The sequence below is a fragment of the Hyphomonas chukchiensis genome, from assembly GCF_000682695.1.
Classification (GTDB): Bacteria; Pseudomonadota; Alphaproteobacteria; order Caulobacterales; family Hyphomonadaceae; genus Hyphomonas; species Hyphomonas chukchiensis.
In genome coordinates this window covers 83,634-106,846 of sequence record NZ_AWFG01000030.1, presented here as the reverse complement: position 1 = coordinate 106,846, position 23,213 = coordinate 83,634, and the positions used below count along the sequence as shown (strand labels likewise).

Below are 23,213 nucleotides of genomic sequence, written 5' to 3'. Positions count from 1 at the left end.
CGCTAGTCCTTTTTCGCAAGGTCTTTCAGCTGGTCCTGGATGGCCTGCATCTGGGCCTGCATGGCGGCGAGCGCCTCGGCCTGGAAATCCATGATCGGATTTGTCGGGGCGGGTTTCTCGTTCTGGGACGCCTTGTAGAGCGTGGGCATGAACATTTTCATGCCCTGCTCGAACATGGCCATGTTCCGGCGCGCCTGTTTTTCGAACAGCGACATGGGATTGGCTGCCTTGGTCCATTCCTTCTGCGTGTCGGCAAAGCTGTTCATGGACATGTCGAGGAAGGCCGGCAGGAAAGCCTGTCCGCCACCGCCATAGAATCCGATCAGCTTGCGCAGGAAGTTCAGCGGAAGGGCGCCTTCGCCCTTTGTTTCCTGCTCGAAAATGATCTGCGTGAGCACCTGACGGGTGAGATCCTCTCCCGATTTGGCATCGCGCACCTCGAAATCCCGGCCCTCACGGACGAGTTCCGACAGGTGCTCCAGCGTCACGTAAGACGACGTGGATGTGTCGTAGAGACGCCGATTTGCGTATTTCTTGATGATGATCGTCTGGGACGATCCGTTTGGCTTCGCCATATCCTACCCTCTGTTCTCCTCCCTGGGAGAAGCAATTATTGTGCTATGCAGCAATATTTGCACAGAATTTGCGTGTGACCAATGCGCTATTGAAGTCTACCGGCCATGAAGGCTAGAGACGGGGCAACAAAAGCCGGAGGAAAATAAGGCATGACAAAAACTGTACTGGTCACGGGGGGCACGCGCGGTATCGGACGTGCGATCAGCGAGACAATGAAAGCAAAGGGCTACAAGGTTGCAGCCAATTATGGCGGCAATGACGAAGTAGCCAAGCTTTGCGAAAAAGAAACAGGCATCCGTTGCTACAAGTTCGACGTGGCGGACTATGAAGCCGTCGGCAAGGGCATTGCGGCCATCGAGGCCGATCTCGGCCCAATCGATATTGTGATCAACAATGCCGGTGTGACGCGCGACGCGCCTTTCCACAAGATGACCCTCGACCAGTGGCAGCAGGTCATCAATATCGACCTGACCTCGGCGTTCAACGTGACGCGCCAGGTGTGGGACGGCATGCGCGAGCGCGGTTTCGGCCGGGTGATCAACATCTCGTCGATCAACGGACAGAAGGGCCAGTTTGGCCAGGCGAACTATTCCGCCGCGAAGGCCGGCCTGATCGGCTTCACCAAGGCGCTCGCCCAGGAAGGCGCCAAGAAGGGCGTGACCGTCAACGTGGTCTGCCCGGGCTATATCGATACGGAAATGGTCCAGGCCGTGCCGGAGAAAGTGCTGGAAAGCATCATCGCGTCGATCCCGGTCGGCCGTCTCGGCAAGGCTGAAGAGATCGCGTCCATGTGCGCCTATCTCGCCAGCGAGGAAGCCGCCTTCATCACCGGCGCAACCATGACGGTGAACGGCGCGCAATATATCGCGGGCTAGGCCTGCCGACATTGCAAGCAAGACGAAGAACCGGACCGGCCATGCGCCGTCCGGTTTTTCTGTATTTGAAGACGCGGGAGGCGAGGTGCCGGGAACGCGTTTTTTTATATTTCAGGATGGATGCAAGGTCGCGATCCCTTGCCCCGTCTCCCGCGCTGCCCGGCGAGATGGGAGCCAGCCGGACGGGGCAAGAATAGGTCAGGACGCGCGCTGTCGGACAAGTTTCTGGTAAAGGCCCGGTGGACGGTCGATTGCGGCGCGTTTCCTGTTGGAAAGAGCGCGCTAGACCCTGGGCCGCCAGTCAGGCGGGGCGAGTTCAAAGCCCTTGAATTCAAAGCCCGGCGCGACCGTGCAGCTGACCAAGGTCCACGCGCCGAGCGTTTCGGCCGTCTGCCAATGATGGGCAGGGACGACGATTTGCGGATGCTGGCCTGCGCGCAGGTCCGGGCCGAGCTGGTAGGCATCGGCGCCCTTCCCGTCCGGCGGCGAGAGGGTGAGGGAGAGCGGACCGCCGGCATGCCAGAACCAGCATTCATCCGCATCGACACGGTGCCAGGCAGACAGTTCATCGGCCTGCAGCAGGTAATAGATCGCCGTCGATGTGGGCCGGTAGCCATGCATGGCCGGGGCGCGGAAGGTTTCGGCATAATGGCCGCCTTCAGGATGCGGCTTCAGGCCAAGCAGGCGGATGATCTCATTGGCGCCAAGGTCCCCCGAGATCGCGTTCATCAGAACCGGTCCTTGCGGCCACGGATTTCCGCAAATGTCGCCACAGGGTCTCCGGGATGGCCCATGGCCGCCTGAAGGCCCGGGTCGTCGGCGCGCAGGAAGGGATTGGTCTTCAGTTCGCGGGCGAGTTGGGTCGGTACGGTCCATTCATTGCGGGACCGCTTGTCGGTGATCTCGTTGACATAGGCGGCGAGGGCTTCATTGCCGGGATCGACGGTGACGGCGAATTTTGCGTTCGAGGCGGTGTACTCGTGTGCGCAGTAAAGCGCCGTCTCGGGCGGCAGGTTTTTCAGGCGCGAGAGGGAGGCCCACATCATGTCCGGATTGCCCTCGAAGACGCGGCCGCAGCCGAGCGCAAAGACCGCGTCGCCGACAAAGGCCGTGGCTTCGCCTGCGAGATGATAGGCGACATGGCCGAGCGTATGGCCGGGCACATCGATGACATGCGCCGCCAGGCCGCCGAGGGAGACCACGTCACCGGTCTTCACCGCACGGTCGATGCCGGGGATTTTCGCCTCTTCGCCAGCCGGGCCGGTAATGGTGCAGCCGGTCGCCTCCTTGATGGCGAGATTGCCGCCGGCATGGTCCGGATGCCAGTGCGTGTTCCAGATCTGCGTGATGGTCCAGCCGCGCGCGGCGGCCTCGGCGAGGTATTTCTGCGCATCGGGTGTATCCACGGCTGCGGTCTCGCCGGACACGGAATCATGTGCAAGGAAGCCGTAATTATCATTCAGGCAGGGAAACTGGTGTATCTGGAACATCAGGTCGGATCTCCGGGCGGCTTCAATTCGTGGTCGTAAAACCCTAAATAACACAAGGAAGCCCATGCGTCAGGATGCCGTCACCTTGGAGCGATTCTATGCCTCCCCGCTGGGGAGCGCGGCGGCGCGCATCCTGTCGGCAAAGCTGGTCGACCTGTGGGGCGAGGCGAACAATTTGTCGGTCCTGGGCCTTGGCTATGCCATTCCGGTGCTCGATGCCTTTGGCGACCAGCCGGGCCGCAGCGTGGCCGCCGTGCCGTACGATCATGGCCCGGTGCGCTGGGATCCGACCGGCCGCGGCAATGCGACCGTTTCCGTCGGCGACCTGCGCCTGCCCTTCCCGGATGGCCAGTTCGACCGCGTGATCGTGCTGCACGGCCTGGAGGAAACGGGCGATCCGCGCGCCTATCTGCGGGAGATCTGGCGCGTCATGGCGCCGGAGGGCCGCATCGTGCTGGCTGTTTCCAACCGTGCGGGCCTGTGGAGCCGCGCGACCCGGACGCCCTTCGGACAGGGACGCCCCTGGAGCCGCTCGCAGCTGATGAACCTGCTCTCGATCGGCCTTTTCCAGGTGACCGCGAGCGCCAGCGCGCTCTACATGCCGCCTGTGTCGGCGCGGCTGGTAACCGCTGCGGCCGAGGGCTGGGACGCGATCGGGCGGATCATCACGCCCGGCCTTGGCGGGGTGGTTCTGGTCGAAGCGGTGAAGAGATTATATGCTGAACCGGGCGGCGGCGCCGTCGCGCCGGTGGCCGAACGGGTGCGGATCGCCAAGCCTGCGGCGACCTCACGGCGCGAAAAACATTGACGCAATTGGTGTGACCGATACGTTCGCACCTGCAAGAACCAAAGGGCTGGTGGACTATGAAACTCGTTACAGCAATCTTCAAACCAAGTCGTCTCGACGCCGTGATCGACGCACTGTCCGAGGCCGGCGCAACCGGCCTGACCGTGTCGGAAGTGCGCGGCTATGGCCGACAGCAAGGCAAGACCGAAGTCTATCGCGGCGCAGAATATGAAGTGCGCCTCCTGCCGAAAGTGAAAATCGAGGTCGCGTGCAGCGAAGAGGACGCAGACCGCTTTGCCGACGCAATCATCACGGCGGCGAACACGGGCACGATCGGCGACGGCAAGATCTTCATCACGACGCTCGGTTCCGTGGTGCGTATCCGCACCGGCGAGCGCGACGAACAGGCCCTCACGGGCTGACCCGCCGCGCCCTTATGGCAAACCATAGCTTAACGCGGGCGGCATTGTTTTGCCGCCCGGCGCAAACCTTCATGAACGGAGGGTCTGTAAGGATGACCGCCTAGTATCGGGCGGGGTCATGCCATGCAGTATCTGTTTCACTCCATTCCAGGCAGGGCATTCTGATGTCCGTCCTGTCAGGAATTCTCATCGCCAATATCTCGCTGGCCCTGCTCGCAGCCCTTATCTACTGGCAGGGCACGATGCATGCCGAACAGCTGCGCGACGTGCGCCGCCAGTTCAGCAAGCTCTCGTCGACCGATCCGGTCACCAACCTTCCCAACCGCGCCAGGCTGCATGAGCGCCTGACCGAGGCGCTGGAATCCGAGGGGCCCGATCCGGCCCTGATGGTGATCGACCTCGACGGGTTCAAAGTGGTCAATGATACGCTGGGACACGAAACGGGCGACGAGCTGCTCAAGGCCGTGGCCATGCGGATGACCAGCTGCCTGCACGAGAAGGACATGCTGGCCCGTGTCGGCGGCGGCGAGTTTGCCGCGCTCATCACCCGCGCCGACGCCGAAATACGCGCCACGCAGACGGCGCAGTCGATTGACGAGGCCATGCATGCGCCCTTCCGCATCGGCGAGGACGTGATCAACATGAAAGCCCATATCGGCATCGCCCCCACGCTGAAAGGCCAGGTGCCGGCCACGGAAATCGTGCGCCGCGCCGATGTCGCCATGTTTGCAGCCAAGAATGACCGGCTGGAACGCGTCCGCACCTATTCGCCCGCCATGGACGAGGCGCTGCAGCTGCGCCGCACGATCAATTCCGAACTCGATCTTGCCCTCATGAACAACCAGCTGAAGCTGGTCTACCAGCCGCTTGTCTGTGCACGGACCGGCAAGGTGACGAGCGCCGAGGCCCTGATGCGCTGGCCGGACAAGCCCGGACTGGCCGGTTCACCCGGCGTGTTCATCCCGATTGCCGAGGAAAGCGGGCTGATCTCGAAACTCGGCGCATGGGCGCTTGATCAGGCCATGCTGGAAATCAAGCGGCAGAAGACGATCCCGATCGCGGTGAATGTCTCGCCGGTCCAGTTCCGTGTCGACGGTTTTGCGGGCAGCGTGGAAGCCGCGCTGGAACGCCATGGCATCGACCCGTCGCTGCTGCATATCGAAATCACGGAAGGCGTGCTGATCTCGCATACAGGCGAGGCCCAGCGCACCATGAAACGCCTGCGCCAGATGGGCGTGAAGGTCCTGCTCGACGATTTCGGCACGGGCTATTCATCGCTGAGCTATCTGCAGCAATTCCAGTTCGATGGCCTGAAGATCGACCGCGCTTTTATCCAGCAGCTGGATATCGGCCATACGGGACGCGAACTGCTGAAATCGATCATCGCGCTGGGCCACAGCCTGAACATGAAAGTCGTTGCGGAAGGCGTGGAGACCGAGGACCAGGCGGCCGTGCTGCAATTGCTGTCCTGCGACTTCCTGCAGGGCTATGCGCTGGGCCGGCCGGGCGCAGCCGACCAGCTGCACATCATGACCGGACCCGAGGAATTGCTGGGCGGCCTTACCCGCAGGAGCGGCGGCTGGTCCGGCGCGGTCAACTAGCGGTCCTTGATATCGGCTGCGGTGACTTCTTCCGCGTCATGATGGAGCTGCAGGTTGAGCAGCACCGCCTTGGCGACCGGCAGGAGAATCATGCAGAGGCCGATCAGCGCGCCGCATAGCGCCACGAAGGCCAGGATCTTGAGGCCAACGGGCAGCGGGCTCATCGGCAGCAGGAACAGGAACGGCGCCAGCAGGATCAGCACGCCGAAGCCGACAAAGAAGGCCGGACCGTCGGCCGTGTCGGCCGACGTCATGTCGCGTCCGCAGACCGGGCATTCGGTATTGAGTTTCAGATAGCCCGAAAACAGCTTTCCTTCACCGCACTTGCCGCAGCGCAGGCGCAGGCCCGAGAGGATGGGGGATGCATTCGACATGTCAGACTCCGTGTTTCACCGCTCATGTAGGCGTTCAGACGCGCCTTTAAGCCGTGCCAAACCGTCGCTGGAGCTCAAAGGTCGCAGTTGAGGCCCGTGCATTAACCTCAGACCACTCTTGACCTCGGCCTTCGCTTTGCACACCAGAGCAGCGCAGATGACCTGAACAAGAGTATACATGATGACCGACCCTGTCTTTCCCTCGATTGCCATTATCGGCACCGGCCTTATCGGCGCATCCATTGCCCGGGCTGCCGCCGAGTATGGCGCGGCGGGATCGATCAGCCTGTATGATGTGAGCGACGATGTGCGCCAGCGCGCGGCCGGCCTTGGCCTGGGCGACGTTGCGGAGACGCTGCAGGCCGCTGTTGCCGACGCTGACTGCGTGTTGCTGTGCGTGCCGGTTGGCGCGCTGGCGGCTGTCGCGGCCGCCGCTGTGCCGCATATGAAGACCGGGGCGATCCTGACCGATGTAGGCTCGGTGAAGGGGGAAGCTGCCGCCGCCCTCATGGCCGCAGATGACGGACGCGTGCACATCATTCCCGGCCACCCGATTGCAGGCACCGAGCAATCCGGCCCGGAAGCCGGGTTTGCCACGCTATTCCGCGATGCCTGGTATATCCTGACGCCGGAGCCGAGCACGGACGAAGCCTACCTGGCGGGCGTCGACGCGCTGACGCGTTTCTGGCAGGCGCTGGGCTCGAAGGTCGAAACCATGGACAGTGCACGCCATGACCGCGTTCTGGCCATTACCAGCCACCTGCCCCACCTGATTGCGTTCAATATCGTGGCGACCGCCTTCGACATGGAAACCGTGGAACAGGGCGAAGTGGTGAAATACTCGGCGGGCGGTTTTCGCGACTTCACGCGGATCGCGGCCTCCGACCCCGTCATGTGGCGCGACGTGTTCCTGACCAACAAGGAAGCCGTACTGGAATGCCTCGGGCGGTTTTCCGAGGACCTCGCCGTGCTGCAGCGGGCGATCCGCTGGGGCGACGGCGACATGCTGATGCGCGAATTCACGCGGGCGCGGACCATCCGCAAGGCGATCATCGATGCCGGACAGGATTCCAGCGCCGTCAACTTCGGCCGTAACCCGCTTCCGGACAAGGAGCCAGACGAGCGATGAAAGAGATCACGCTGACGCCTGAACGCCGCGAGGCGCTGTGCCGCGAAGTGCAGAAAACGTTCAGCGTGGCCTTTGACGAGACGCTGAGTGATTTCAGGGCCGGCGAAATTGTCGATCTGATGCTGAAGACGATGGGACCAGCAGTGTATAATCAGGCCGTGCAGGATGTGCGGGCGCACCTTCAGGGCAAGCTGGACGATCTTGACGGCGAAGTCTGGGTGGATGGCGGCGTCTAGGCACTCACGGCCTTGTGTGTGTTACGTGTCTGAACCGGCCGCTAAATCTGCGCGTATGAAACGCATGACCCATTCACTCCTCTCCCGCCGCGCCCTGTTGCTGTCAGGCTCTGCCGCCCTTGCGGTGGCTGCCTGTTCCTCTGCCGGGGCAGACAAGAAACCACCCGAAGCCGCTGCCGACCGCGACAAGTATGTCGGCAATGAATGGCGGGACCTGACCGAGGACCAGTGGCGCGAGCGCCTGTCGCCCGCCGCCTTTGCCGTTCTGCGCAAGGCGGATACGGAACGCGCCTTCACCTCGCCGCTTGAGCACGAGAAGCGCGAAGGCACCTATCATTGTGCCGGGTGTGACCTGCCGCTGTTCTCGTCCGAGAAGAAGTTCGACAGCGGCACGGGCTGGCCGAGCTTTTTCGACGTGATGCCGGGCGCTGTTGCAACAAGCGTCGACCGCAAGCTGATCTACACGCGCACGGAATATCATTGCGCCCGATGCCTTGGCCATCAGGGCCATGTGTTCGAGGACGGCCCGGCCCCGACGGGCCTGCGCTGGTGCAATAACGGCGTGGCGCTGAGCTTCAAGCCTGCCTGATATTATTCAGTGATTTCATAGCCTTCGGGAATGACGAAGGGCGCTGAGGCGACGGCGACATTCTGTTCGACTTCCTCTCCGGGACCGTTCTCGCGCCGCTCATAGGCCTCGACCAGTGACAGGTAGGGCGGGACATAGACCCAGCCCTGATCGGCCATGTTCTGCACGATCTCGAAGTGGAGGTGGAACGTGGTGGCCGAGCCGCCGAAATCGTTCGAGACATAGCCGAGCGACTGGCCGGCCGTGACCGTGTCGCCGGTCTTTACCTTGAGCTTGGCCATGTTGAGGTGAAGGTATTTGTAGATACGGCCACCGGCGCGCAGGCTGATCGAATAGGAGCCGACATTGGAGATGACGCCATCCTCGACGGCGACAACTTCCTGCAGCGTGCGGTCTGCCTTGGCGGCCCGGCGCATGGCGTTGCATTGCTCCGGCGTGCCGACGCGGATGTCCTGACCCTGGTGGATTTTCTGGGCCGGGCAGAAGGGGGATCCCCTGTTGGCGCTGCGGGTTTCGCAGAAATTGTCGCGCCAGGGATAGGCGAAGTTGCGCGGGTCGCACTGGTCGCCGCCGCCGATGCCGCCGCCAAAGGTGAAGACCTGCGACTGGAGATAGGCGGGCGCTGATTTTACAGGGAAAACAATGCCGGGCGCGTGGACGATCTGGTCAATGTCGCCCTGCCCTGAACCGGGCAGCAGCGCGCCGGGGGCATGGTAACTGAAGACCGGTTCGACGGGCGGCGTGACGGGCTCCGTGGGCGTTTCAGCCGTATCTTCAGGTTGCGTTGGGGTGACGTCCGGCGTCTCTGCGGGGACTTCCGAGTCCGTTCCGGGGACTTCCGAGTCCGTTCCCGGGGTATCGGTGGACGGCGTATCGGTCTCGGCAGGGGTTTCCGGCGTCACGTCCGTATCAGTGGGAGGGGTTTCGGTTGGCACCTCGGCGCTGGTGTCGGGGGGCGTGACAGTGTCGTCGCCGGAGACGGGATCGGTGGCCGGTGTGTCCGTTTCAGGAGCGGTCGGTGTCTCGCTGGCGTCTGTTGGACCGTCAGGATCGACCGGGGTTTCCCCATAGGGGTTTTCGACCGGTGTGCCGGGGGGCGGCGGACCGGGGGCGCCGGGCGGGATGGCGGGGCCGGGTTCCGGCGTGGAGGGTGGCGGGCCGCCATCACCGGGGAAGCGGATGAAGTCACAGCCGGCAAGGCTGGTTACGGCCAGCGCAGCCAGTACGTACGCAACAGTCTTCTGCATCAGCGTGTCCCCGCGATGACCAGTTTACGGGCGATTTCGAGCGCCTCGTCCTCTCCGATGCATTCGGGGTCGTCGCCCGATGCATTCTTGCATTCGAATTCGATCAGATAGTCCGCGCCATAGCGCGAGAAGGCGACCTGCGCGCCGGAGGCGGTGGCAAGGTAGCTCGGCTCGGTATCGGCAGACGTGTCGCCGCTATCGCGCGCGCCGATGACTTCATTCGTGCCGTTGACGACGATGTCATAGTCGACGCCGGGATAGGTGGCGAAATAGCCGTCGCTCATGGGCATGAATTTCACGCCGCCCTCGGCTGACTGCGGCACAACGATGCCGGTGGGCAGGAGGACGGGCACAGGCGGGGCGGATGCCCCGGACTGGACCTGGAAGGCCCCTTCGCCGCGATCAGTGCTGGCAACCGAGGCCATGTCGCGCCGGGCGGCTTCCCAGTCGATCCCGGCGGTGCTTTCGACCGCTTCGGGGCGGACGGGCAATTCGGGCTCGGCCGACGTTTCGGCCACGGTCGGGGTTTCAGTCGCGGCAGGCGCCGCCGGCTGTTCGGGTGCCTTGATCCGGTCACAGGCCGACAGCGTCAGGGCCCCTATCGCCGCGAAGGCCAGCAAATGCTTTGTGGTCATCATCAGTTTTTCTCTCCGGGATGGGCGACGTAGTCGGGGTCTGCATAGGCCACCCCGTCAACGGACATGATCTTTTGCTGCACATCGCTGATGGCGGCGCGTGTGGGTTCGGTGCCGGGCGGCATCTGGTAGGCAAGCTTGATCTCGCCGGAATAGCTGGCGCCGACGAGGGCGAAATCCGCCAGCTGGGGCGTGCGGCCCACATAGTCGGCATAGGCCTGCTCGGCGGCGGCGGGATCTTTCTTGTAGAGGCGGGCGACGGAATCAATTTCCGGGGCGCCCTTGATGCGGACAATGAAGGTGACTTCCGCGCCCCTGGCCTGGGCCGTTATGACCGCAGGCGGGGCCTGTTCAGGCTGAACGAGCGGTGGCTCGGTCGGCACATCTTCCGGCACGGTGTCTTCCGGCAGGACGCCAATGAGCGGACTCTCGTCCCGGTCGACACGGGTGTCAGCCGTAGAGGCGGTTTCGCTTTCCGACAGGCCCGAGAGGGGCACAGCCGGGCCATCCCGATCGTCAGGCGAGCCGGCCAGCACGAACAGGCCCGTCGCCCCCGCCAGCGTGGCGAGGCCTGCCAGCCCGAGCGGACCGCCGAGATGGAAAGGTGTGCGGAAACCGGCCATGCCTAGTTGGCGCCCCCGCTTGTGGTGCTGAGCGCAGGCACATTGGCGAGGTTCAGAAGACCGCCGCACGGGCGGGCACACATGTCCGGGCTGCCGGGAATGGGCGTCGTGCCGGGATAGAGCGCGCAGGACCCGGCGCATTGCAGCGGCTCCCTCGGATCAAGCGCCGCGATCAGCGTGGCTTTCAGCTCCTGTGGGGTGGCGGCAGGCTGGCGCGCCTTCAGCAGGGCCAGCGCCGCGGCGACATGCGGGGCGGCCATGCTGGTGCCCTGCTCGTAGGCATAATAGCAATTGTCGACGCCTTCACCGGTGACGGGGTCATAGCAATTGGTCGAGGCCTTGGTCGAGAGGACGCCGTCGGGGCGGCCATCGCCATTGTCATCGCGGGTGAGATCGCCGCCCGGTGCAATGACCGAGACATTTGGCCCGAAGTTCGAATAGGGCGCGATCTGGCCACGGGCATCCCCTGCCGCAACCGAGATGACGTTCTGGCAGCCGCCGGGCGCGTAATACTGCGTCGAGACGCGGGCATTGCCGGCAGCGGCCACGACGATCACGCCGCGATCCGTGACGGCATCAATCGCATCCTGCAGCGAGGCCGGGCAGAATTCGAAAAGGCCGATGGAGAGGTTGATGATGTCGGCCGGATTCTCGTTCCAGACTTCATTGCCATCGGCATCCTCGCCCGGGATCAGGCCGCCAGCCCAGCGGATGGCGTCGTTGATGTCGGAGAGGCGTCCGCCGCATTTGCCGAGCGCGCGGACCGGAACGATCTTGACGTTCCAGGCGCCGCCGGCAACGCCGGTGCCGTTATTGGAGGCCGCAGCGCCGATCGTGCCGGCCACATGCGTGCCGTGGAACGTGTCAGCGGCGAGCGGGGCCGTGGGATCGCACATGTCGCCCGGATCGTTCGGGTCATTGTCGCGGCCATCGCCATCATTGCCCATGCGCGGGTCGGAGACCATGTCCCAGCCGGGCGCGACATTGGGCGAATCCTTGATATCGGGATGGGCCATTTGCAGGCCGGTATCGACCACGGCGACGACGACTTCACTGGAGCCTTCATTGGCCTGGCGGGTCCAGAAATCCTGGAAGCCGGCACCGCCGGCGGACTTGCCCTCGCCTGTGCCCTGGTTCTGGAAATTCCATTGCAGGCTCCAGAGCGGGTCATTTGGCGTGATTTCAGAGGTGATCGTGACAGGCGGGGTCGCGGTGGTGCCAGGTGTCTGGCCGCCCGTTGAAGGCGTGGTGCCGGGATCGGTGGGCTTTGGATGGCGGACGAACTGGTTCTCGAAGATATAGTCCTTCTCGACATATTCGAACTGGCCGGAGGCGCGCAGGTCCTGAACGATACATTCGGTGGCCAGCGCCGGATTGGACTGGACCGTTACCATATCGGTCGATTCCGGGCACCCTGCGCCGGTATCCACGGCCAGAAAGGCCTGCCGGGCATTGGCGACCTTTTCCGGCGTGAACTGGGTCGGATCAGCACCATCGGAGCCGATCTGGATGACCATCTGGCCTTCCCGCGAGAGCGCGACCTGACCGTCCATGCCGTATTTCGACAGCGTGTCGAGCATGACGGAATTGGCGTCCTGCTGCTTGCGGATGGCGTCACCCGTGATCAGCGAGCGACGGGCGAGCTTGCGGGCAACTTCGCGCGTGGGCGCGGGCGCCGATTCGAGCGAACGCGGGCTGAGGCTGCGCGTGCGGGCAACCGGTGCAGGCTCAGAGGCTGCCGCGCGCTCGAGATCCTGCGTCGCTTGCGCGATCTGCTGCTGGGATTCTTCGGGGGCGTTCGGGTCAAGCTTCACCTTCGGCATAAGCCGCGCGGGCTGGGCAAGTTCCATTGAGGCAGACGGCGGTGGCGGCGCTGCGGGCGCTGGCGCGGGGGCCGGGGCGCCTGCCGGGACTTCCTCGGTGTCGACAAAATCTTCCTCAAGGTCGTTCAGGACGTCCTCGTCCTCCATCATCAAGGCCTCTTCCTCGGCAATGGCGGCGGGCTGGATATCCTTGGGCTTGGCGATGATCGAGCCGATGGCGAACATGGATTTTTCATCGACCGACTGTACCGCCATGTCGTTGATGAGCGTGCCGGCAATGGCGCGGTCCATGACAGACGCGGTCATCAGCGTCTTTTCGGCATCCGGTTCGACCACGGCGCGGCCGCTGATCTGGTCGAGCGTGGCATCCGCCAGCTCGCGGGCCCGTTCGAGCCGTGTGCCCTGCTGGTCGCAGGCGGCCAGAACGAGCAGGCTTGCCATGGCAGCACCAATTGCGATTTGCGTGGTTTTCCGCGTGAGGTTAGGCAGCATGTCAGAATGTCCCCTTACAATTGCCAACGTGACCCCAGCTCCCCTACATTAACCCTGTGTTTAGATTATGACGAGGCCGACTACATGTCCAATGCAAACGCACCACGCGGTATCGTGGTGCTTACCGGGGCCGGTGTGTCCGCAGAAAGCGGGCTCGGCACATTCCGAGACGTGGATGGCATATGGACCAAGTATCCGCTCGAAGACCTGGCAACGCCGGAGGGCTTTGCCCGCAATCCTGACTTTGTGCAGGGCTTCTACAATGACCGCCGCGCGCAGCTGAAGACGTCAGAGCCCAATGCGGCGCATGTCGCGCTGGCGCGGCTGGAGGCGGCGCTGCAGGCGGCAGGCCGCCGGTTCACGCTGGTGACACAGAATGTCGACCATTTGCACGAAACGGCAGGCAGCCAGAATGTGCTGCACATGCATGGCGAACTGCTGAAAGTGCGCTGCCAGGCGTGCGGCAGCGTGGTGCGCTGGCCGGATGACCTCACCAGCAAGACACATTGCCCCGTCTGCGAGGCCACCGGACTGATGCGGCCGCATGTGGTCTGGTTCGGCGAGATGCCGCTTTACATGGACGAAATCGAGGTGGAACTGTCGCGGGCGGACCTGTTCGTGTCGATCGGGACCAGCGGGAATGTGTATCCGGCGGCAGGCTTCGTGCAGCTGGCGCGGCGCGCCGGGGCGCGGACGCTGGAGCTGAACCTTGAACCCTCGGACGGGGCGACCTTTTTCGACGAGGCGCGCTATGGCAAGGCCAGCGACGTGGTGCCCGGCTGGGCGAATGACATCATGAAGTGGCTTTAGACTGCCCGTCGCAGAACCGGATGCCGGCCATGGCTTCGTGCTGCCAGACGCGTTCACAATGGATGATGCGCACGTCCGGGCCGGAGCTGCGCTCCAGGCGGATGGTAAAGCGCGACGGGAGCGCGGTGGCTGATGCGAGTTCGAGGCACGCGCCTGCAGCCGACATGTCGACCATGCTGGCGCGGGTGATCAGCCGCTGGTCAAGGCTCCAGAGCGAGGCGGTGCGGGATGTTTTCGTGCGCGCATAGCGGCGGTTTTCGGATCTGTCGCCAGTCTGATCCGGAGACTTTTTCAAGACAATCATGGCACACCTCCTTCCGTCGGGTCTGGCAGCGACTCTATACAAAGGGGGCCGAAACCGTTCCATTTGCAGAATGGCTTGCGCAGGACGGTCTGTTGCAGGGCATGCACGACCGGGCCGGGCGGGCCGGCCAGTCCTGCCGGACAGGGACGCCATGCCCGCGTGTCAGTGGCGCCCGATCAGGGCCTGGCTGATGACGGCCTTCACGAGTTCCGCCCGGAAGGGCGTCGGAATCAGGAAGACGGGCTCCTGCCCCTCGCCGGTGAGCAGGGATTCCGGATAGGCGGTGATGAAGATGACAGGGCCGTTCCAGGTCTTGCGGATATCCTGGACGGCATCGACTCCCGAGGATCCGTCGGCGAGGCGTATATCCGCCAGGATCAGACCGAATGTCTCCTGCCTGGCCTTTGCCACGGCGTCGGCATGGGTTGTGGCGAAAGCCACGGGGGTGTGTCCGAGCGATGCGACAATTTCCGACAGGTGCGCCGCGATCATGGCTTCATCCTCGATGATGAGGACGCGTGTGGCGAGGGCCTTCATGAGCGAGGCCTCTGCATCGCCGAGCGCGCGCTCGACCTCGGGCACAGTCATGTCGAGGATGACGGCGATATCCTCCACCGCAAAGGCCTCGACGGATGCGAGCAAGAGGGCCCGCCGCTCGACAGCGCCCATCTTCACAAGGATATCATCGGCGCGGGACGCCTCAACGGGCTCTGCAAGGACCGCGTCGAGGCTTTTGTAGAGCCAGGTCCGGTCAAAGTCGGTGTTGCCGGCGGCAACCTGCGGCAGCAGGCGTGTTTCGATCATTGAGGATACAAGCTGGTCGCCCACTTCCTGTGAGCCAACAACCGCGCGCGCATAGCGCCGAAGGTAAGGTAGTTCTGATTCAATCAGATCTGAAAGCATCTTTTGGCCTAGCATTGGTCAAAGGGTGAGGAGCTCAACTGCTTTTTATATCCTAAATGACATACTTTGGAGACGGAAACTTAACAAACGTTTGGATATGATACAGGGCGTCAGAGGGTCCTTTTAGAAGGGAGATTTTAACTCTTTCTCCCAAGAATGATTGGTCCGAACTGGAGTAGGATATACAGGATGTAGGGATGACCCAAGCACTGAATGCGCGGCAATTCCCGATGTGAGAAATTGCAGTCAGCCAAAGGATTTGGCGTCAATGAGTATCGTCGAGGAAGACAATAATACATCTTTCGGATTCGCAGATGAGCTTGAGCGCCTTCTGCCGGAGCTCAGGGCGTTTGCGCGCAGTCTTTGCCGGAACCGGGATCTGGCCGATGACCTCGTGCAGGAAACCTGCCTGAACGCCTGGGCCGCCATTGATCGATTCCAGCCCGGCGCGGCAATGCGCCCCTGGCTGTTCCGGATCCTTCGCAACGAATTCTACCAGCACACACGCCGGGCCTGGCGCTCGACCGAACTGGAGCCCGAACAGGCTGAACGCACGCTGCTGGCCAATGAGAGCCTGGAAGCGCGTTCGGACTTCCGTGTCCTCCAGGCCGCCATCGATACCCTTCCCCAGGCCCAGCGCGACGCTATCATCCTCGTGGTTGCCGCCGGCTTTACCTATGAGGAAGCCGGACTGATCTGCGACTGCTCGCCCGGGACAATCAAGAGCCGCGTCAGCCGGGCACGCGACGCCGTGCTGCACACAATGACCCAGGCCGAGAATGGCCACAGCACGGCCGGCGGGCCAAGCGAACTGTCGCAGGCGACACGCGGCCTGGACGAATTGCTCTCCGACATCAAGCGGCTGAGCGGGTCAATTCCACAGCCGGTAGACAGCGCCGCCTGATCACAGGCCTGCATGATCAGCCGGTTCGGCTGTCAGCGACCTGACTTTCCCTGCAGACGGACTAATGGCGAAAGATGCCCGCGTCGCGGCCCCAGTCGATAACCAGCTTAGGCCAGGCATGCAGCGGATCGTCATCGATACCGCGCAGACCGAAGCCGTGACCGCCATGTTCGAAAATGTGGAGACTGGCCGGGACACCCGCCGCGCGGAAGGCCTGGTAGGCCATCAAGGCGTTTTCGACGGGCACGGCCGGGTCGTCAGCCGCGTGGAGGATGAAGACAGGCGGGGCATTTGCCGGCGGCGCTGTCTCGACCGAATGGGCGGCGACATCGTCCGGTGACGGATCTGCGCCGATCATGTTCTCGCGTGAGGCAGCATGGGTATAGGGCTTTGATAGCGTGATGACGGGATAGACGAGGACGGAGGCATCCGGCCGGGCCGGGAGCGCGTCGGCGGCATCCGTCGCCGGATAGACGTTCGCATCGAAGCGCGTGGTCAGCAGGCCAGCAACATGGCCCCCAGCGGAGAAGCCCATGACCATGATGCGGGAGGGGTCGATGCCGTCTTCGCCGGCCCGCGCGCGGATGACACGCATGGCACGCTGCGCATCCTGCAGGGGCGTATCAGGACCGCCCGCCCAGCCCTGCTGGGGCAGGCGATAGGACATGACATAGACCGTGGCGCCGCGTCGGCTGAACCAGCGCGCACCTTCATAGCCTTCCTTCTCGACAACGACCCATTTATAGCCGCCGCCGGGAATGATGAGGATGGCCGAACCATCGGGATGTGCCGGCCGGAAGACGGAGAGGGTGGGATCGGTCACCTCAAGCAGGGCCCGGTCTGCAAGGCCGTAGGGATTGGCGCGCTCCACATAATGCTCAGCGAGGCCCGCAGGGATGCCGCCGGGTGGACTGGCCGGCCAGAGGCGGACGGTCTCGTCCGGCTGGCGGTCAAGGTCGACAATCAGGGCGTCTGCCGGGCCGCTGGCCGGAAGGGCTGCGGGCGGTGTCGCGCAGGCCGTCAGCAGGAGCAGGGCAGCAATCAGGCGCAGCACGCTGTCCTCATTTGAACATGGCTGGAAGCGCGAGGGACAGCTGTGGGACGAACGTGATGATCATCAGGGCAAGGAGCAGCGCGCTGTAGAAGGGCCAGATCGTCTTGACGGCCTGCTCGACGGGCACGTTCCCGACCGCTGAGCCTACGAAGAGAACCGACCCGACCGGCGGTGTGACGAGCCCGATGCCGAGATTGAGCATCATGATGATGCCGAAATGGACCGGGTCCACACCGACCTGCATGACCACCGGCAGGAGGATGGGCGTCGTGATGACGATCAGGGGCGACATGTCCATGAACGTGCCGAGCACGAGCAGGATGACATTGACGATGAGGAGGACGAGGATCGGGTTGTCGGTGGTCGATGTGATCAGATTGGCGAGCTTTGTCGGCGCCTCGAGGATGGCGAGGGCATAGCCGAACGCGGTGGCCGAGCCGATGATGAGGAGGACCATGGCCGTGATCTTGACCGACTGCATGGCCGCCTCGGTAAACTTCGTCCAGCCAAGGGAGCGGTAGACGACGGCGCCGATAATGATCGTGTAGACGACCGCGATGGCGGAGGATTCCGTGGCAGTAAAGACACCGGACAGGATGCCGCCCATGATGATGATCGCCGCCATCAGGCCGGGGATCGCGTAGAAGAGCGCGCGCAGGAAAATGCGCCAGCCGGGGAATGTGCCCTTGGCATAGCCGCGCAGCACGGCGACCCGCCAGGCAACGACCATCAGCAGAAGGGCGGTGAGGATGCCGGGCACCACGCCGGCAAGGAAGAGATCGCCGATCGACACGCCTATGCCGCTGGCGGCGGAATAGATGATCATGTTGTGCGACGGCGGGATCAGCAGGCCGACAATGGCGGCCGTGACCGTGACGTTGACGGCATAGTCGCCATCATAACCCTTGTCCTTCATCAGGGGCATCAGCGTCGAGCCCATGGCCGAGGCGCTGGCAATGGCCGAGCCGGAGACGGCGCCGAACATGGCGGATGCGCCGACATTGACGAGGCCGAGCCCGCCCCGTGCGCGGCCGAAAGCGCCTTCGGCGACTTCAACCAGCCTTTGCGCGATGCCGGACCGGTACATCAGGTCCCCCGCAAAGATGAAGAAGGGAATGGCCATGAGGGTGAACACGCTGACGCCGGCGGCCATGCGCTGGAAGACGACGACGAGCGGGATGTCGAGCGCGATGAATGTGGCCATCGCCGCACCGAGCAGCGAATAGGCCACCGGCACGCCGAGTGCGAGCAGGACCAGCAGTGTGACGACGAGAATGGCTAGCTCCACCTCGGATCCTCCTCATCTTCGAGTGGCTTGCCGACAATTTCCTCGATCACGCGCTCCAGCGAGAAGAGCGCCATTAGCGCGCCGGAAATCGGCAGGCCGAGATAGGCGAGCCCGCGCGGCAGGCCGAGCGAGGGGATGACGTGTCCCCATGTCTTCACGACGAGTTCCCCGCCCCAGACAAGCATGGCGAGACCGCAGGCACCGACAATCGTATTTGAAGCGATGCGCATCCAGTGTTGCACGCGGGGCGGCATTGCATTTTCGAGCGCGACGATGCGAATGTGGAAACCTTCGCGCACGCCGGCGGCCGCCGCGAGGGAGACATACCAGATCATCAGCGTGAGCGAGGCCTGTTCGGACCAGGACGGACTGGAGTTCAGAACGTAGCGGCCAAAGACCTGCCAGCCGACAATGGCGGTCATCGCGACGAGGCCCGCCGCAGCAATGCGGACGAGCCAGTTGGCGGCGAAATGCGTGGCCCTGGCCAAGGCGGCGATCATGCCGTGTCTCCCATCGCTTCGATTTCGGCGACAATGCGTTTCTGGTTATCCGAGACGATGAAACGGTCCCAGACGGGGCGCATGAGATCAATGAACTGGTTGACGTCCTCGACCTCGTTGACCTCGACGCCGGCGGCGATGACGCGGGCACGGGCATCGTCCACGCGCTGGTCCCAGAGCTTGCGCATGTAGGGGACGGAGTCGCGGGCGGCCTGGCGCACAACCTGCTGGTCGTCGGGGCCGAGCTTGTTCCAGCGGCTGAGCGACATGACGAGGACTTCCGGCGCCATGACATGCCGCGTGAGGCTGTAATAGGGCGCGGCCTCGAAATGGCGTTCGCTTTCATAGGAGGGCCAGTTGTTCTCGGCGCCGTCGATGACCCCCTGGACCAGCGCCTGGTAGACTTCGCCAAGTGACATGGGCGTCGCATCGGCGCCAAGCGCCTTGATCATGGCGACGTAGAGATCGGAATTCGGCACGCGGATCTTCATGCCCGCCATGTCTGCCGGCGTGCGAATCGGTTGTTTCGTATTGTAGAAGCAGCGCTCGCCGGAATCATAGAAACAGAGGCCGACAAGGCCATGCCGGTTGAGGGAGGCGAGCACCTCATCCCCCGGTGCGCCATCCAGTGCGCGGCGGAGGTGGGCCGTGGTGCGGAACAGGAAGGGCAGCGCCGGGATGACGGTCATGGACTCGATCGCGTTCAGCGGGGCGAGGTTGACGCGGTTCATGTCGAGGCCGCCGAACGTGGTGATCTCGAGTGTGTCGCGTTCCGAGCCCAGCTGGCCGCCGGCATAGATCTTGATCTTGAGGCGGCCGCCGGTGCGCTCGTCCAGAAGGCGGCCCATTTCCTTGACGGCCTGAACGGTCGGGTATTCCTCCGCATGCGAATCCGCGCAGAGGAGCGCCCTGCCCTCGTGCGCGCCACACGCCGCCAGGACGCCGAGCGCGCCGGAGGAGGCCAGAACGGCGCGGCGGCTGGGCCGGAGCGATGGATGGGTCAAACCTGTTCCTCCCCGAATTCCGCCTGACCGGGACCAGCATACGCATTTTCCGGCGACTTGAGGAATATGGAACGGCGCAGGCAGGATAGGATGCACCGCCCAGTCTGTGTTCCTGAAAGCATCATGGCGATCATTGGCGTTTCCGTTCCCCTTGCCGGGCTTTGGCCCTTGATACAGCCCTGCTCCAGTCTTTGATTTCGCCTATGGTAACCGGTGTCATAGAATACGCAAGGGCATGCTTGCGAGTTTGTGAGGAGAGAAGCTGGATTTTGATGGGATGAGGATGAGGCAGGCTACCGGCGGGTAGCCGTGGACGACCTATTCCTCGTCGGACGAGTCGTCCTGCTGCTGGTCCGTGCGCCTGACATCGGCGGTGAGGCTCGAGCGGTCGGTGCCGCGGGGGTGATGCTGCCCCTCGGAAATGTCGGATCTTTCAATACCATGGACGGCGCCAATGGCGGCCGGCGTGGACGCCACGACAAAGGGCATCGTCAGGAACAAACGAATGGCAAGTTTACGGGGGTCTTGCATGTTCAGGTCCTTTCGGCGCAGCGGTGCTGCGCGCTCCTTTGTATACGGGCCTTTGCAGTAAAGCGTTCCCGATTGATCCGGCGTGGATGAAGTGAACGCCATGGTCGCCAGCCAGAACGCGTTTTCTGCGGCAGGGCCAGCTGGCCCGCGTCCGCTCAGGCGCAGGCTTATGATTGGGATCACCGGATTTCGCAAGTGCGATAAAAGCGCGCGACAAAAAAACTTTCACGCAGAAGCGCGTCGGCGCATCAGTCTTCCGGGTCCGGATTGTCATAGCGTCGCACAGACAACCGGGAATAGACGCGCTTACCGACGCACGTCCAGATTGTCTGTGTCGACGGCCGCTTCGACATCCGCGACGCTGGCGAGGTTGAAGTCGCCCGGGATCGAGTGCTTCAGGGCGCTTGCGGCGGCAGCAAATTCGATCAGGTGGTCAGGTGGCATGTCGGTCAGCAGGCCGTGGAGGACACCGGCCGCAAAGGCATCGCCGCCGCCAATCCGGTCGACGATGCCGACCAGTTCATGGGACCTGGATCGCCAGTGGCCGTTGCGCGTCGCGATCTCGGCATCGATGGCATGATGATCGACGCTGTATTGCGTGCGCGTGGTGGCGGCGATGGTGTCGAGACGCGGGAAGAGCTGGAAGGCGGCGGTGTAGGCGGCATCGCGATCGTCGAAGGACTGGCCGAGGATAAGGCTGATGTCACGCTCGTTGATGAAGGCAAGGCTGGCGGCTTCGAGCAGGCCGCGCAGGATGGCCGGGCCGTCGCCGTCCCAATTGGCCCAGAGCTGGGCACGGTAATTGCCGTCGAAGGAGATTTTGACGCCCGCAGCGCGGGCAGCATCGACCGCGCCCTGGGCGGCGGCTGCACCGTTGGGACCGATGGCGGGCGTGACGCCGGAAATGTGGAGCCATTCGGCGCCACGCAGAATGGCAGGCCAGTCGGCGGCATCCGGATCGGCTGCAGCAAAGGCGGAACCTGCGCGGTCATAGACAATCTGGGAGGGACGACGGACCGCGCCGGTCGAAAGGAAATAGAGGCCCATGCGGCCCGGCGTACGGGCAATATGGCGCGTGTCGACGCCATAGCGCCGGAGCGTGCCGGTGGCCGCTTCGCCAAGCTCATTATCGGCCACCGTGCTGGCCATGGCGACCGCATGACCGAACTGGGCGAGCGAGACAGCAACATTGGCTTCGGCGCCGCCCACATGGACGTCGAAATGGCCGGTCTGGAGCAGGCGCTCGCGCCCCGGCGCGGTGAGCCGGAGCAGGAGTTCGCCGAAGCAGACGATGCGGTGGCTCATGACGTGCGCCTTTGCCTAGCGGGCGAGCCAGCCGCCATCGACCGGCAGGGTGATGCCCTGAACATAGTCAGACGCCCGGGACGCCAGAAACACAATAGCGCCGCCAAGATCCGAAGGGTCGCCCCAGCGGCCGGACGGGATGCGGCCGAGGATTTCGGCGTTGCGTGTTTCGTCGGCCTGCAGGGCGGCCGTGTTATTGGTGGCGAAATAGCCGGGGGCGATGGCGTTCACATTTATGCCGTGCTTCGCCCATTCATTGGCGAGGATCCTGGTAAGGCCTGCCACCCCGCTTTTCGAGGCCGTGTAGGAGGGCACGCGGATGCCGCCCTGGAAGGAGAGCATCGAGGCGACGTTGATGATCTTGCCACCCCGCCCTGCCGCGATCATCTCGCGGGCGACGGCCTGCGAGAGGAAGAACAGGGTACGGAGGTTCACGTTCATCACGCTGTCCCATTCCTCGAAGGTGAAATCGATGGAATCGTTGCGCTTGATGATGCCGGCATTGTTGACGAGAATGTCCACGCGACCGAATGCCAACTTCGTTTCAGCGACGATATCTGCGACATGATCCGCCGAGCCAAGATCGGCGCTGATGACATGCGCCTTACGGCCGAGCGCAGTGACTTTCGCCACTGTCTCATCCGGCGCCGAGCGGCCGACGAGGCAGACATCGGCGCCCGCCTCGGCCAGCGCGACGGCAATGCCCTGCCCGAGGCCCGTATTGGCGCCGGTCACCAGGGCCACCTTGCCGGAGAGATCGAAGGGATTGCCCATGATGTGTCCGCCTATTTCAGCTGGCAGATATCGAGCACGTTCAGGTCGGTATAGTCGAGGTTTTCCCCGCCCATGGCCCAGATGAAGGCATAGGACTTGGTGCCCGAACCCATATGGATGGACCAGGGCGGCGAGATCACGGCCTCGTCATTCTCCATCACGATGTGGCGCATTTTGTCTTCCTCGCCCATGAAGTGGAAGACGCGGTCATGCTCGCCGAGGCCGAAGTAGAAATACACTTCCGAGCGGCGATCATGCAGATGGGGCGGCATCGTGTTCCAGACGCTGCCCGTGTTCAGGACGGTTAGGCCGAGCAGGAGCTGGCAGGATTTGACCGTGGCCGGAACGATGAACTGGTAGATCGTGCGCTCATTGCTTTCCGCGAGCGATCCGCGCTCAAGCGGGACGGCCTTGTCGATGGAGATCTTGGCGACTTCGTAGCGGGCGTGGGCGGGGGTGGAGACGAGGTAATACTTGGCGGGGTTCGACGCGTCGTCGGAGGCAAAGACGACATCCCTGGTGCCCATGGGCACATAGAGACCGTCACGCGAAATGAGCGGATGGGTTTCGCCGTCGATTGTAACCGAGCCCGAGCCGTCGCCGACATTGATGATGCCAAGTTCGCGGCGCTCCAGGAAGGGATGGCCCTTGGCCGATTCCGGCTCGGTCTGAGCCGGCAGGACAACGCTGCCTTTGACGGGCATGGCGCCGCCGATGACGAAACGCTCATTGTGGGAATAGTTGAGGTTCACTTCATCCGGCGCGAACAGGCTTGAAACGACATAGCGCTCCCGCAGTTTCTCATTCTCGACACCGTCCATCATGTCGGGGTGGGTCGCGTGATAAACCTTGTTGAACATGGGAGGTCCTCCTGGAGTTTCTGTCTTGCCTGTCCGGCATTGGTAACCGGTGTCATAACACCCGGTCTTGCCGGTTG

At 63.5% G+C, this 23,213-nt stretch carries 27 protein-coding genes; 9 read left to right on the top strand and 18 right to left on the bottom strand.

Annotated elements, in window-relative coordinates; genetic code table 11:
* Nucleotides 1-2: 2 nt before the first annotated feature.
* Nucleotides 3-575 (bottom strand): polyhydroxyalkanoate synthesis repressor PhaR, encoded by a 573-nt coding sequence (phaR, locus tag HY30_RS10920; RefSeq protein ID WP_034740159.1) that lies wholly within the window; start codon nucleotides 573-575, stop codon nucleotides 3-5.
* A gap of 150 nt (nucleotides 576-725) precedes the next feature.
* Here phaR and phbB point away from each other — a divergent pair, with 150 nt between their 5' ends.
* Complete coding sequence (gene phbB, locus HY30_RS10915) at nucleotides 726-1,451, top strand: acetoacetyl-CoA reductase (RefSeq protein ID WP_034740156.1); 726 nt, start codon at nucleotides 726-728, stop codon at nucleotides 1,449-1,451.
* Between the two features lie 282 nt (nucleotides 1,452-1,733).
* Here phbB and HY30_RS10910 read toward each other — a convergent pair whose 3' ends face one another.
* Together HY30_RS10910 and gloB are read right to left on the bottom strand one after the other, a co-directional pair.
* Entirely contained in the window at nucleotides 1,734-2,180 is a 447-nt protein-coding gene (locus tag HY30_RS10910; RefSeq protein WP_034740154.1) for a cupin domain-containing protein, read from the bottom strand.
* A complete protein-coding gene (gene gloB, locus HY30_RS10905; RefSeq protein ID WP_034740152.1) occupies nucleotides 2,180-2,941 on the bottom strand; it encodes a hydroxyacylglutathione hydrolase in 762 nt (253 codons plus the stop codon). The genes HY30_RS10910 and gloB overlap by 1 nt, the downstream gene beginning before the upstream one ends.
* 85 nt (nucleotides 2,942-3,026) lie before the next feature.
* Here gloB and HY30_RS10900 point away from each other — a divergent pair, with 85 nt between their 5' ends.
* From HY30_RS10900 to HY30_RS10890, 3 genes are all read left to right on the top strand, one after another.
* The gene (locus HY30_RS10900; RefSeq protein ID WP_162176936.1) at nucleotides 3,027-3,749 is read left to right on the top strand and encodes a class I SAM-dependent methyltransferase; all 723 of its coding nucleotides are present in this window, start codon (nucleotides 3,027-3,029) and stop codon (nucleotides 3,747-3,749) included.
* Between the two features lie 56 nt (nucleotides 3,750-3,805).
* Nucleotides 3,806-4,150 carry a P-II family nitrogen regulator gene (locus tag HY30_RS10895; RefSeq protein WP_034740148.1) on the top strand — a complete coding sequence of 115 codons (345 nt, stop codon included), beginning with the start codon at nucleotides 3,806-3,808 and terminating at the stop codon, nucleotides 4,148-4,150.
* Between the two features lie 164 nt (nucleotides 4,151-4,314).
* A complete protein-coding gene (locus HY30_RS10890; RefSeq protein WP_051615348.1) occupies nucleotides 4,315-5,751 on the top strand; it encodes a putative bifunctional diguanylate cyclase/phosphodiesterase in 1,437 nt (478 codons plus the stop codon).
* Here HY30_RS10890 and HY30_RS10885 read toward each other — a convergent pair.
* Entirely contained in the window at nucleotides 5,748-6,125 is a 378-nt protein-coding gene (locus HY30_RS10885; RefSeq protein WP_034740145.1) for a DUF983 domain-containing protein, read from the bottom strand. The two genes, HY30_RS10890 and HY30_RS10885, sit on opposite strands and share 4 nt — an antisense overlap.
* 181 nt (nucleotides 6,126-6,306) lie before the next feature.
* Here HY30_RS10885 and HY30_RS10880 point away from each other — a divergent pair, with 181 nt between their 5' ends.
* From HY30_RS10880 to msrB, 3 genes are all read left to right on the top strand, one after another.
* Nucleotides 6,307-7,254 carry a prephenate/arogenate dehydrogenase family protein gene (locus HY30_RS10880; protein ID WP_155839316.1) on the top strand — a complete coding sequence of 316 codons (948 nt, stop codon included), beginning with the start codon at nucleotides 6,307-6,309 and terminating at the stop codon, nucleotides 7,252-7,254.
* On the top strand, nucleotides 7,251-7,490 hold the full coding sequence (locus HY30_RS10875; protein ID WP_034740142.1) for a DUF2164 domain-containing protein: 240 nt from the start codon (nucleotides 7,251-7,253) through the stop codon (nucleotides 7,488-7,490). Before HY30_RS10880 ends, HY30_RS10875 begins: the two co-directional genes overlap by 4 nt.
* A 64-nt stretch (nucleotides 7,491-7,554) precedes the next feature.
* Nucleotides 7,555-8,079: a peptide-methionine (R)-S-oxide reductase MsrB gene (gene msrB, locus HY30_RS10870; protein ID WP_034740140.1), complete on the top strand. Its 525-nt coding sequence runs from the start codon at nucleotides 7,555-7,557 to the stop codon at nucleotides 8,077-8,079.
* 2 nt (nucleotides 8,080-8,081) lie between these two features.
* On the opposite strand, the gene HY30_RS20585 is transcribed toward msrB, so the two are convergent.
* Genes HY30_RS20585 through HY30_RS19315 form a run of 4 tightly spaced genes read right to left on the bottom strand, consistent with a single transcriptional unit; the run spans nucleotide 8,082 to nucleotide 12,899 of the window.
* Nucleotides 8,082-9,326 (bottom strand): M23 family metallopeptidase, encoded by a 1,245-nt coding sequence (locus HY30_RS20585; RefSeq protein ID WP_051615347.1) that lies wholly within the window; start codon nucleotides 9,324-9,326, stop codon nucleotides 8,082-8,084.
* Nucleotides 9,326-9,964 carry a hypothetical protein gene (locus HY30_RS10860; RefSeq protein ID WP_051615346.1) on the bottom strand — a complete coding sequence of 213 codons (639 nt, stop codon included), beginning with the start codon at nucleotides 9,962-9,964 and terminating at the stop codon, nucleotides 9,326-9,328. Before HY30_RS10860 ends, HY30_RS20585 begins: the two co-directional genes overlap by 1 nt.
* Nucleotides 9,964-10,584: a hypothetical protein gene (locus tag HY30_RS10855; protein WP_034740138.1), complete on the bottom strand. Its 621-nt coding sequence runs from the start codon at nucleotides 10,582-10,584 to the stop codon at nucleotides 9,964-9,966. Before HY30_RS10855 ends, HY30_RS10860 begins: the two co-directional genes overlap by 1 nt.
* Before the next feature lie 2 nt (nucleotides 10,585-10,586).
* Nucleotides 10,587-12,899, bottom strand: coding sequence for a S8 family serine peptidase (locus HY30_RS19315; protein WP_051615345.1), 2,313 nt, complete (start codon nucleotides 12,897-12,899; stop codon nucleotides 10,587-10,589).
* 84 nt (nucleotides 12,900-12,983) lie between these two features.
* Between HY30_RS19315 and cobB the strand changes: the two genes are divergently transcribed.
* Nucleotides 12,984-13,709, top strand: a complete 726-nt coding sequence (gene cobB / locus HY30_RS10845) for a Sir2 family NAD+-dependent deacetylase (protein ID WP_034740136.1) — start codon at nucleotides 12,984-12,986, stop codon at nucleotides 13,707-13,709.
* Here the strand turns inward: cobB and HY30_RS10840 are convergent.
* Both HY30_RS10840 and HY30_RS10835 read right to left on the bottom strand, forming a co-directional pair.
* Nucleotides 13,693-14,013: a PilZ domain-containing protein gene (locus HY30_RS10840; protein WP_034740134.1), complete on the bottom strand. Its 321-nt coding sequence runs from the start codon at nucleotides 14,011-14,013 to the stop codon at nucleotides 13,693-13,695. The two genes, cobB and HY30_RS10840, sit on opposite strands and share 17 nt — an antisense overlap.
* A gap of 162 nt (nucleotides 14,014-14,175) precedes the next feature.
* On the bottom strand, nucleotides 14,176-14,916 hold the full coding sequence (locus HY30_RS10835) for a PhyR family response regulator anti-anti-sigma factor (protein ID WP_034740470.1): 741 nt from the start codon (nucleotides 14,914-14,916) through the stop codon (nucleotides 14,176-14,178).
* Nucleotides 14,917-15,184: 268 nt separating this feature from the next.
* Between HY30_RS10835 and HY30_RS10830 the strand changes: the two genes are divergently transcribed.
* Nucleotides 15,185-15,820 carry a sigma-70 family RNA polymerase sigma factor gene (locus tag HY30_RS10830; RefSeq protein ID WP_051615343.1) on the top strand — a complete coding sequence of 212 codons (636 nt, stop codon included), beginning with the start codon at nucleotides 15,185-15,187 and terminating at the stop codon, nucleotides 15,818-15,820.
* Between the two features lie 61 nt (nucleotides 15,821-15,881).
* Here HY30_RS10830 and HY30_RS10825 read toward each other — a convergent pair whose 3' ends face one another.
* From HY30_RS10825 to kduI, 8 genes are all read right to left on the bottom strand, one after another.
* Entirely contained in the window at nucleotides 15,882-16,874 is a 993-nt protein-coding gene (locus HY30_RS10825; protein WP_051615342.1) for an alpha/beta hydrolase, read from the bottom strand.
* A 7-nt stretch (nucleotides 16,875-16,881) separates the two neighbouring features.
* A complete protein-coding gene (locus HY30_RS10820) occupies nucleotides 16,882-18,162 on the bottom strand; it encodes a TRAP transporter large permease (protein WP_034740133.1) in 1,281 nt (426 codons plus the stop codon).
* Nucleotides 18,153-18,662 (bottom strand): TRAP transporter small permease, encoded by a 510-nt coding sequence (locus HY30_RS10815; protein WP_034740130.1) that lies wholly within the window; start codon nucleotides 18,660-18,662, stop codon nucleotides 18,153-18,155. The genes HY30_RS10820 and HY30_RS10815 overlap by 10 nt, the downstream gene beginning before the upstream one ends.
* Nucleotides 18,659-19,666 carry a TRAP transporter substrate-binding protein gene (locus HY30_RS10810; protein WP_034740128.1) on the bottom strand — a complete coding sequence of 336 codons (1,008 nt, stop codon included), beginning with the start codon at nucleotides 19,664-19,666 and terminating at the stop codon, nucleotides 18,659-18,661. Before HY30_RS10810 ends, HY30_RS10815 begins: the two co-directional genes overlap by 4 nt.
* A gap of 318 nt (nucleotides 19,667-19,984) precedes the next feature.
* Complete coding sequence (locus HY30_RS20010; protein WP_155839304.1) at nucleotides 19,985-20,197, bottom strand: hypothetical protein; 213 nt, start codon at nucleotides 20,195-20,197, stop codon at nucleotides 19,985-19,987.
* Between the two features lie 306 nt (nucleotides 20,198-20,503).
* Nucleotides 20,504-21,502 carry a sugar kinase gene (locus HY30_RS10800; protein ID WP_034740125.1) on the bottom strand — a complete coding sequence of 333 codons (999 nt, stop codon included), beginning with the start codon at nucleotides 21,500-21,502 and terminating at the stop codon, nucleotides 20,504-20,506.
* Nucleotides 21,503-21,517: 15 nt separating this feature from the next.
* Complete coding sequence (kduD, locus tag HY30_RS10795) at nucleotides 21,518-22,276, bottom strand: 2-dehydro-3-deoxy-D-gluconate 5-dehydrogenase KduD (protein ID WP_034740123.1); 759 nt, start codon at nucleotides 22,274-22,276, stop codon at nucleotides 21,518-21,520.
* A gap of 11 nt (nucleotides 22,277-22,287) precedes the next feature.
* Nucleotides 22,288-23,136, bottom strand: a complete 849-nt coding sequence (gene kduI, locus HY30_RS10790) for a 5-dehydro-4-deoxy-D-glucuronate isomerase (protein ID WP_034740121.1) — start codon at nucleotides 23,134-23,136, stop codon at nucleotides 22,288-22,290.
* Nucleotides 23,137-23,213 lie beyond the last annotated feature (77 nt).

Excerpts from the sequence above, each read along its gene's own strand:
- HY30_RS10875 (WP_034740142.1), top strand. The coding sequence starts at position 7,251 with ATGAAAGAGATCACGCTGACGCCTGAACGCCGCGAGGCGCTGTGCCGC.
- kduI (WP_034740121.1), bottom strand. The coding sequence starts at position 23,136 with ATGTTCAACAAGGTTTATCACGCGACCCACCCCGACATGATGGACGGT.
- HY30_RS20585 (WP_051615347.1), bottom strand. The coding sequence starts at position 9,326 with ATGCAGAAGACTGTTGCGTACGTACTGGCTGCGCTGGCCGTAACCAGC.
- HY30_RS10885 (WP_034740145.1), bottom strand. The coding sequence starts at position 6,125 with ATGTCGAATGCATCCCCCATCCTCTCGGGCCTGCGCCTGCGCTGCGGC.
- kduD (WP_034740123.1), bottom strand. The coding sequence starts at position 22,276 with ATGGGCAATCCCTTCGATCTCTCCGGCAAGGTGGCCCTGGTGACCGGC.
- msrB (WP_034740140.1), top strand. The coding sequence starts at position 7,555 with ATGACCCATTCACTCCTCTCCCGCCGCGCCCTGTTGCTGTCAGGCTCT.
- HY30_RS10910 (WP_034740154.1), bottom strand. The coding sequence starts at position 2,180 with ATGAACGCGATCTCGGGGGACCTTGGCGCCAATGAGATCATCCGCCTG.
- HY30_RS10880 (WP_155839316.1), top strand. The coding sequence starts at position 6,307 with ATGACCGACCCTGTCTTTCCCTCGATTGCCATTATCGGCACCGGCCTT.
- HY30_RS10895 (WP_034740148.1), top strand. The coding sequence starts at position 3,806 with ATGAAACTCGTTACAGCAATCTTCAAACCAAGTCGTCTCGACGCCGTG.
- HY30_RS10840 (WP_034740134.1), bottom strand. The coding sequence starts at position 14,013 with ATGATTGTCTTGAAAAAGTCTCCGGATCAGACTGGCGACAGATCCGAA.
- HY30_RS10835 (WP_034740470.1), bottom strand. The coding sequence starts at position 14,916 with ATGCTTTCAGATCTGATTGAATCAGAACTACCTTACCTTCGGCGCTAT.
- gloB (WP_034740152.1), bottom strand. The coding sequence starts at position 2,941 with ATGTTCCAGATACACCAGTTTCCCTGCCTGAATGATAATTACGGCTTC.
- HY30_RS20010 (WP_155839304.1), bottom strand. The coding sequence starts at position 20,197 with ATGCAAGACCCCCGTAAACTTGCCATTCGTTTGTTCCTGACGATGCCC.
- HY30_RS10855 (WP_034740138.1), bottom strand. The coding sequence starts at position 10,584 with ATGGCCGGTTTCCGCACACCTTTCCATCTCGGCGGTCCGCTCGGGCTG.
- HY30_RS10830 (WP_051615343.1), top strand. The coding sequence starts at position 15,185 with ATGAGTATCGTCGAGGAAGACAATAATACATCTTTCGGATTCGCAGAT.
- HY30_RS10815 (WP_034740130.1), bottom strand. The coding sequence starts at position 18,662 with ATGATCGCCGCCTTGGCCAGGGCCACGCATTTCGCCGCCAACTGGCTC.
- HY30_RS19315 (WP_051615345.1), bottom strand. The coding sequence starts at position 12,899 with ATGCTGCCTAACCTCACGCGGAAAACCACGCAAATCGCAATTGGTGCT.
- cobB (WP_034740136.1), top strand. The coding sequence starts at position 12,984 with ATGTCCAATGCAAACGCACCACGCGGTATCGTGGTGCTTACCGGGGCC.
- HY30_RS10800 (WP_034740125.1), bottom strand. The coding sequence starts at position 21,502 with ATGAGCCACCGCATCGTCTGCTTCGGCGAACTCCTGCTCCGGCTCACC.
- phbB (WP_034740156.1), top strand. The coding sequence starts at position 726 with ATGACAAAAACTGTACTGGTCACGGGGGGCACGCGCGGTATCGGACGT.
- HY30_RS10890 (WP_051615348.1), top strand. The coding sequence starts at position 4,315 with ATGTCCGTCCTGTCAGGAATTCTCATCGCCAATATCTCGCTGGCCCTG.
- HY30_RS10860 (WP_051615346.1), bottom strand. The coding sequence starts at position 9,964 with ATGATGACCACAAAGCATTTGCTGGCCTTCGCGGCGATAGGGGCCCTG.
- phaR (WP_034740159.1), bottom strand. The coding sequence starts at position 575 with ATGGCGAAGCCAAACGGATCGTCCCAGACGATCATCATCAAGAAATAC.